The organism is Helicobacter sp. T3_23-1059 (assembly GCF_053654515.1).
In genome coordinates, this window is record NZ_JBSIUV010000074.1 from 1 (window position 1) to 7834 (window position 7834).

Annotated in this window: 10 protein-coding genes and 1 pseudogene; 9 read left to right on the forward strand and 2 right to left on the reverse strand. The window is 38.3% G+C overall.

The features are described 5' to 3' along the window. Nucleotides 1–366 precede the first annotated feature (366 nt). Nucleotides 367–525 (forward strand): hypothetical protein, encoded by a 159-nt coding sequence (locus ACWIX0_RS12255; RefSeq protein WP_454174272.1) that lies wholly within the window; start codon nucleotides 367–369, stop codon nucleotides 523–525. Here the strand turns inward: ACWIX0_RS12255 and ACWIX0_RS12260 are convergent. Both ACWIX0_RS12260 and ACWIX0_RS12265 read right to left on the reverse strand, forming a co-directional pair. After that, nucleotides 508–795 (reverse strand): hypothetical protein, encoded by a 288-nt coding sequence (locus ACWIX0_RS12260; protein WP_454174273.1) that lies wholly within the window; start codon nucleotides 793–795, stop codon nucleotides 508–510. The two genes, ACWIX0_RS12255 and ACWIX0_RS12260, sit on opposite strands and share 18 nt — an antisense overlap. Nucleotides 796–1255: 460 nt before the next feature. Further along, nucleotides 1256–2077, reverse strand: a complete 822-nt coding sequence (locus ACWIX0_RS12265) for an outer membrane beta-barrel protein (protein ID WP_454174274.1) — start codon at nucleotides 2075–2077, stop codon at nucleotides 1256–1258. A gap of 457 nt (nucleotides 2078–2534) precedes the next feature. Here ACWIX0_RS12265 and ACWIX0_RS12270 point away from each other — a divergent pair, with 457 nt between their 5' ends. From ACWIX0_RS12270 to ACWIX0_RS12305, 8 genes and pseudogenes are all read left to right on the forward strand, one after another. Next, the gene (locus ACWIX0_RS12270) at nucleotides 2535–3215 is read left to right on the forward strand and encodes a F0F1 ATP synthase subunit A (RefSeq protein WP_454174275.1); all 681 of its coding nucleotides are present in this window, start codon (nucleotides 2535–2537) and stop codon (nucleotides 3213–3215) included. Nucleotides 3216–3269: 54 nt separating this feature from the next. Beyond that, on the forward strand, nucleotides 3270–3521 hold the full coding sequence (locus tag ACWIX0_RS12275; protein ID WP_454174276.1) for a hypothetical protein: 252 nt from the start codon (nucleotides 3270–3272) through the stop codon (nucleotides 3519–3521). Between the two features lie 13 nt (nucleotides 3522–3534). After that, nucleotides 3535–3703: pseudogene (tatB, locus tag ACWIX0_RS12280) on the forward strand (Sec-independent protein translocase protein TatB); the annotation flags it as partial. A 494-nt stretch (nucleotides 3704–4197) separates the two neighbouring features. Then, nucleotides 4198–4971 carry a twin-arginine translocase subunit TatC gene (gene tatC / locus ACWIX0_RS12285; protein WP_454174277.1) on the forward strand — a complete coding sequence of 258 codons (774 nt, stop codon included), beginning with the start codon at nucleotides 4198–4200 and terminating at the stop codon, nucleotides 4969–4971. After that, the gene (gene queA, locus ACWIX0_RS12290) at nucleotides 4968–6194 is read left to right on the forward strand and encodes a tRNA preQ1(34) S-adenosylmethionine ribosyltransferase-isomerase QueA (protein WP_454174278.1); all 1227 of its coding nucleotides are present in this window, start codon (nucleotides 4968–4970) and stop codon (nucleotides 6192–6194) included. Before tatC ends, queA begins: the two co-directional genes overlap by 4 nt. Before the next feature lie 113 nt (nucleotides 6195–6307). Then, a complete protein-coding gene (gene rsmG, locus ACWIX0_RS12295) occupies nucleotides 6308–7027 on the forward strand; it encodes a 16S rRNA (guanine(527)-N(7))-methyltransferase RsmG (RefSeq protein ID WP_454174279.1) in 720 nt (239 codons plus the stop codon). A 25-nt stretch (nucleotides 7028–7052) separates the two neighbouring features. Then, on the forward strand, nucleotides 7053–7304 hold the full coding sequence (locus ACWIX0_RS12300; protein WP_454174280.1) for a PP0621 family protein: 252 nt from the start codon (nucleotides 7053–7055) through the stop codon (nucleotides 7302–7304). Beyond that, a complete protein-coding gene (locus ACWIX0_RS12305) occupies nucleotides 7262–7801 on the forward strand; it encodes a hypothetical protein (RefSeq protein WP_454174281.1) in 540 nt (179 codons plus the stop codon). Before ACWIX0_RS12300 ends, ACWIX0_RS12305 begins: the two co-directional genes overlap by 43 nt. Nucleotides 7802–7834: the final 33 nt, after the last annotated feature.

A 7834-nucleotide genomic window follows, 5' to 3' on the forward strand; every position in this document is an offset into this window, starting at 1 on the left:
GGTTTGATTTTAGTTTTGTTTTGTTTTGTTAGTTTAGTTAGTTTAGCGTCATTGTAAGCAATTTGATTTTACTTCCGTCATTGCGAGCATTGCATTAAAAATGCAATGCGTAGCAATCTATCCGCTTGTCGGACTTAAGCGAAGCGAAGTATCTCAAAGCGTAGCTTCTTTAAAAAATCTATAAACGCAAATAGAGATATTTCGCTACGCTCAATATGACAAAGAAAATCCCGTCATTATAGGCAATGACATTATTTCCCCTCCCTTGCGTTAGTGGCAACGCCTATTAAAGCCCCCCCCCCCCTTAGCACGAGGTGGATTAAATGACAAGAATTCCCCCCTCCCTTTGCGGAGGGGGCTAGGTGGTTGGTTTGTCATATTGAGCGCGCAAGCGCGAAATATCTCAAAAATCATAGATTGCCGCGCAAAAATTCGCCTACACTCATTTTTGCTCGCAATGATAAAAAATCTACAATGACAAAGGTAAAGTCTAAAAATACCCACCCCCTAACCCCCTCGTGCTAAGGGAGGGGGAATAAGAGGTTTGCAACTCTGCACGGGAGGAGGAAGTGTGCTGTCGCCATTGGCAAGGGATAGAACAAAAAAAGTCCTACTTGTGCTAAGGGAGGGAATAAAAAGGCAAAATCCTCTGCAATTAAAAAAGGAGGGAGGGGAAAATACTTTGTCATTGCTAGTTTTTGCGACTTTGCCAAAAGCTACAAAATCGTAGCAATCCACGCTCACGCCGTCATTGTAGGCAGAGATTCTACTTCCGTCATTGCGAGCAAGTCGCAAGATTTGCGTGGCAATCTATTTGTAGAGATATTTCGCTTGCGCTTAAGTATGACAAAAAAATAGACAATATGACAAAATCATAGATTCTTACGCGCTAGAATCTACATAAAAGCAGATTCTAATCACCAGCAATGACAGAATGTATGGATTTACCACGCTTAACTAGCACTCACTTGCAATGACACTACCACCTTAATCCACCTCCGCAAAAGAGGGGAAAATAACTACATTGTCATATTTATCGCAAGCAAAAATATTTCTTTAATTTTGTATTTTGTTGAGAGTTTTGGGCTTTTAGCCTAAGTCCGACAAGATTTTGTAGTATGTGTGGATTGCCACGCATTGCATTAAAAAAAATGCGTGGCAATAACAAAAAAAAATCACGGATTTTATAATAAAATCTGCTTTTGCGAGTTCTTGAGAGATTCAAAACAAAACGACTAAAAAACTACAAAAACACTCAAAAACTAAAAGTATATCGCGCAGTTATGGCATAAGTATGCGATAAAGTGTTGATTAGTTTGGCGGATACATTGTTTGCCGCACCATTTGCGTCTCTTATGACGCCATTTCCACTCTCATCTAGCAGTGAAGTTTTTATAAATGGAATCCTAGCCACCACTTCAAATCCGTGCTTATCAGCTACCGTTAGCCTTAGCCCTGCATTTAGGGCGACATCAAGCCCCGTGCGCGATAAACTCCATTGAGAATTTATACTTTGGACATAGTCCTCGTGATCATCCAAATCTTTGCCCATCCAAGTAGCACCACCTACGCCCACGCCTATAAACGCACCAAAATCTAGCGCGTCATTTGCGACAAAATTTACAAGCGCATCGATATTTGCACCATAGTTTATCATCGTGCCATTTACTTTGTTTTTCCACTCATAGCCCTTTGCTACTGCGTTTGATTTTAGCTCTGCGTGGTGCATAGATACATTTGCATAGTATCGCAAGCCAAAATATGGGCTAAAAAACTGCTTATATCCCACGACAAGCCCGTATTTTACGCCACCTCCGTTGTATTTTGCACTTTCAGCCATATTTGCCCCAACTCCGCTAGCCGTGATTTTATTTTCAAATACGCTTTGAGCATAGCCCACTTCTACGCCTGCAAATACCCCGCTTTCTTCGGCATTTGCAACATTGCCAAAAAACCCAAAAATCCCTAATGCTAGGCTTAAACTAAAACCTTTAGCAAATCTAGCTACTTTTTGTCCTGCTAGCATTTGTGAAACTCTACTTTTTCCTAAAACATTAAAAAACGATGCCGTTGCCATAGTATTCTCCTTTATGCAACAAGAAATTTGCCTCGCTTTTTTGTATTTTTGCAAATGTTGTATTTTTTGCAAAATCTATACACAAAAAGCTAAGAGCATAAAGGAATGCTACCCCCCCCCCCCCGAATAAATGGTAAATGCAAAACAACTTTTTGTAAAAAATTTTAAAATTTTGTGAAATTTGTGAAAAATTGTAAAAATTTATAAAAAATCTGCGATGACTTAAAGTTAAGATAATAAAAAACAAAAATGGCACAAAAAATGTGTAAATTTTGCAAAATTTACACAAAAATACAACGAATTTCATAGATTTAATCTACTACTTAACAAAGTTTGGGCAAAATAGATGACAAATTTACTCTTAAGCAAAGCCAAAAACACAAAAAAACACAAAGACGCTTAGGATAAATCGCTTCAACAAGCCATTTAACAAAATCCAATACATAAGGAAGCCCAAATGGAAAACCGACTCTTTACTCTCGCAAGCCTTATAAACACTGACCATCACTTCATCATCGCTTTTTACACGATAGTTTGTGCGATTGTTACCGTAGCAGTGGCAAAGCTAGCAACGCGAAAAATGACCGTAGTCCCAAACTTTTTGCAAAATCTACACGAAGCAGCGATAAGCGGTATGCTATATATGGCAAAAGATGTCATAGGCGAGGAAAAGGCTCGCAAATATTTCCCCCTAGCAGGCACGATAGGTTTTTATGTGTTTTATTGCAATATTATCGGTATGATTCCGGGGTTTGAAGCTCCTACTTCTGCGTGGGATTTTACGCTTGTGCTTGCGCTAGTGGTGTTTTTTTATTATCACTTTGAGGGGATTCGCACGCAGGGCGTTATCCATTATTTTGCGCATTTTATGGGACCTGTAAAATGGCTAGCCCCGCTTATGTTTCCTATCGAAATCATCTCTCACCTATCTCGCATTATCTCGCTATCTTTCCGTCTTTTTGGAAATATCAAAGGCGATGATATGTTTTTGCTTGTTATGCTTATGCTTGTGCCTTATCTTGTGCCTGTTGTGCCATTTGCGATTTTGCTATTTATGGCTGTGCTTCAAGCATTTGTATTTATGATTTTGACTTATGTGTATTTGGCTGGGGCAGTCATAGTCGATGAGGGACACTAAAATCCCATTATAAATGCAAATGTGTATTTAATAATAAAATTAAAAAGAGCGATAATGTCTTTGCGGGATTTGGAGGGCTTTTTGGGGGATTTTGAATCATTGTTGCCTAGAATCTTAGATTTTTTTTGTGGGCTTTTTGTGGGGCTTGGGATTTTGGGTGCTGTGATAGGATTTGTGATATTTCAGGCAGTTTTTGAAGCGACTTTTTTATCCGTGCTACTTGCGCTTATCATATTTTGCGTGTTTGCGTTTTTTGCACTAGTTGCAAAGTCTCTTTGCGTGCTATTAAAACAACAAAAAACTTAAAAGATTTTGCTATATGTTTGGAATCGGGTTTTTTGAGATTCTCATCATACTGATTGTGGCAGTGATTTTTTTAGGACCTGAGAAGTTGCCACAGGCGATTGTGGATTTTGTGAAGTTTTTTCGAGCGGTAAAAAAAACCATAAACGAAGCAAAAGACACGCTTGATAAAGAGCTAGAAATAAGCAAACTAAGCAGTGAAGTAAGCGATATAAAATCCCATTTTGAAACAAATATGGATTCTATCACTAAAGATATGGATTTAAGCAACTTACAAGAAATCAAAGAGATAAAAGAAGAAATGCAGGATTTAGGGCGTTTGCAAAGCACAAACAATGTGAGGGATAATGTGGAGGAAAATAAAGAGGATTTAGAAAATTTAGACAACAAATTAGGCACAAAAGAGAATCTTTTTAGCGAATATAGCTTGCTACCACAAAACGCCACCACAAAAACTACCCAAAAATCTACAAAAATTGCAAAAAACACAAAAAAACCCACCACAAAATCTGCTAAAAATACAAAATCTAGCGCAAAATCAACCAAAAGCACAAAAACCACAAAATCCATTGCAAAATCAACCCCCAAAATCTACGCAACCCCAAAAATCCACAAAAACCCCAAAATCAAAACCACAAAAATCTAGCCCAAATAACGCAAAATCATATAAGGCATTGTAATGTTTGAAGATTTAAAACCGCATTTAGAGGATTTGCGCAAACGGCTTATCATATCCACAGCCACTGTTATGGTGGCTTTTATCGTGTGTTTTAGCTTTTGGAAATCCATTTTTGAGTTTGTAAAATCCCCCATCGCAAAAGCATTTAGCGACAGCGTAGAGGGGACTTTGATGCAGCTTACACCTTTAGAGGGGATTTTTTCGGCTATGAGCCTTGCATTTTTAGCCGCACTTGTAGTTTCTACGCCTGTGATTTTTTGGCAGATTTGGCTATTTGTAGCCCCCGGATTGTATAAAAGAGAGAAAAAAATCATCGTGCCATTTGTGTTTTTTGGTAGCGGTATGTTTGCGCTTGGGGCGGGGTTTGCCTACTATGTTGTGTTTCCTTTTATGATTAAATATATTTTAATGTTTGGTAATGATATGTTTGCGGCAAATATTTCTATTGAAAGCTATGTGGGGTTTTTTATCCGCATCGTGTTAGGTTTTGGTGTAGCGTTTGAATTGCCCGTGCTAGCGTATTTTCTCGCACGCATAGGGCTTATCACTGATGAGACGCTTAAAAATTTTTTCAAATACGCTGTGGTGCTGATTTTTATCATAGCTGCTATCATTACGCCTCCAGACCCTTTTTCACAACTACTTATGGCAATCCCGCTTGTAGGATTATATGGGCTTGCTATACTTATCGCCCGTTTTACAAATCCCGCAAAAAAACATAAATCAAAACAGCCCACAAAAAAGCAAAATCCACATTCTGCAAAATCCAAATGAATGATAAAAATTACGCGCTTTCAAGCTATGATTATGATTTGCCAAGCGAGCTTATAGCCACCTACCCTGCTAGCCCAAAAGAAAATGCTAGATTGCTCGTATATGAAAGGGCAAGCGGAAAAATCCTCCATAGCACTTTTGGCAAGTTGTTAGATTTTATCCCTGCCCAAACTACGATAATCCTAAATGACACACGCGTGCTAAAAGCTAGAATCTATGGCACTAGATTTTGCCAACATAGCGCTGACAACGACAAAAGTAACAATAACCCAAATAACAAAAAATCCCAAAAAAGCGGGGGGCAAAGAGAGATTTTGTTTCATCGTTTTATCGCACCACAAGAAGCTAATTTACATAAAGTTCAACAAACAATAGATTCTATGCAAACGCCTTATGCGCTATGCCAAACAAAAGGCAGGCTAAAAAATGGCGATATGTTGCTTTTGCCAAATGGCTATGAAGCGCGGATTTTAACCACCCTTGAAAATGGCTATAAAATCATTTCGTTTAACCACGCTAAAAAAGTAGATTCCCTCGCCCAAACTGATATTTTGCAAATGCTAGAATCTATCGGGCATATCCCCCTGCCTCCCTACATAAAGCGCGATGATGAAAAGCTAGATGATAGCGAATACCAATCTGTCTTTGCTAGCAAAAATGGCTCGATTGCCGCGCCCACTGCCTCGCTTCATTTTTCTACACAAATGCTAAAAGAGCTAAAATCTAGATTCAAAACCGCTATGCTTACCCTCCACATAGGCGCTGGGACTTTCGCTCCTGTGGTGGCAAGCGACATTAGAGCGCATAAAATGCACAAAGAAATGCTAACTATCCCTACAAAAACCCAAGAAATTATCCATAACGCAGATAAGATTTTGTGCGTGGGTAGCTCATCTATGCGCGGTGTGGAGTGCTATGCTAGGGCGTTGCAGGATTTGAGAAAAACTAATATTTTGCAAGATTTTAGGAAATCTATCAATATGACTAAAAATTGTCAAAATCTAGCGCAAGATTTTATCGCTCAATGTGATATTTTTTTGCACCCGCAAAATCCGCCAAAAAAAACAGATTTTTTGCTTACCAATTTTCATCTGCCAAAATCTACCCTCATAATGCTAGTCGCTTCAATGGTGGGGGCTGATAAATGGCGCAAAATCTATGATGAAGCCATAGCAAAAAAATATCGATTTTACTCCTATGGCGATGCGATGCTGATTTTGTAAGGATTTTGCTTTGTGTTTTGTCAAATTTTATAAAAACAAAATTTTGCCAAATCCACATTGCCATAAAAAACAAAAATTTTTAAAAACCAAATTTTAGAAATCAAAGAAGCCCTATGTTAAAAAACCTAGACATACTTTTAGAATCTACCCCGCAGATTTTGCAAGATAGCACAAAAGAAAATGCGCTAAAAAAGGCAAGCATCTTTGCGCAAAATCTACTTGAGTGGAATACCACGCACAACCTAAGTGGCGCAAAAAATATCGCACAAGTAGAATCAAATCTCATTGATTCGCTTTTGCCTCTTAGCTTTGTGTCGCCTTTTAGTCGTTGTTTAGATGTTGGCTCTGGGGCTGGATTTCCCGCTGTGGCTATGGCTTTGTGCCGTCCTAGCGTGGATTTTTATCTATGCGAACCGCGTGCAAAACGAGTGGCTTTTTTGTCATTTATCGCCCAAAAATTAGGGCTAAAAAACATTCATATCTACAAAATGCGCGTAGAATCGCTGATAGATTCTAGCATTTCTAGCAATCCAAAATCTAATTCGCAAGATTTTTACTTGCATAAAAAAACAAAATCTAGCACGCAAGATTTTAGTAAGTTTTTCCCTCTCATCACTTCGCGTGCGACTATGGATACGCAAAGCCTTATAAAAGCTACGCAAAATCTGCTAAGCCCAAATGGCAGTTGGCTATTTTTTAAAGGCTCAAAAAGTAGCGATTTTAATCATAATATTTATAAGGCAAGGCACATTAGCGCAAAAGATTTAGATTTTGCATTGCCAAAAGGCTATAATAGCGAACGGATTTATCTTTATATCTCGCAAAAACGCTAAAAAATCCCCGCAAAAAGGAGCAAAAATGCTAAAAGGTTTAATCATTTTAGGGCTTATTATTTTGCTAGTAGGCTTTGTGATAAATGCTATTCGCAAAGCATTAGGACATTTCTCAAACCAAACAAACGCAAAAAATACTCCGCAAAATCAAACACAAAATCAAATGTTGCCCTGCAAACAATGCGGGACATTTGTATCCATAGATGAGAGTTTTAGCCACAAGGGAGCGCATTTTTGCTCCAAAGAATGCCTAGATTTATCGCTAAAAAATGGCTAAATCCCGCTTATACAAAGGAATGTATGATGATAATCATAGGACACCCTCATATCCCAAGTGAGAGTTTTTGGCATATCGCTTCGCTTAGCGAGCTAGAAAACGCGCTAAAATCTACAAACAATCAAAATGCAAATGTATTTTGGTTTAGCACAAATGATGATAGAGATTTTGCCCTAAGCAAGTGTTGCTATGAGGGCAAAATCCCTTTTTGCGTAGCGTTACGCAATGTCAAAGAATGCGTCCTTTACGCGCAATATATGCCAAAATACCTAATCCCCGCAATATCTTTTGAGATATTTTCTGTCAAAAATCACGCGATTTTAGATAGTGGCTTGATAGAGGGTAGCTTTAAGCTAGCAAAAATTTGCCAAAAAATCGCAGATTCTTATATGCTTGATTCTAAGATTTTAGCCATTATTAGCGATGAAAACGACATAGAATCCATAGCATTAGAAAGCATTGATGGGGGAATATTTGTATCGATTTTACGGATTTAAAAAAATAAGGCTCAATCCAACTTAATCTCAAAC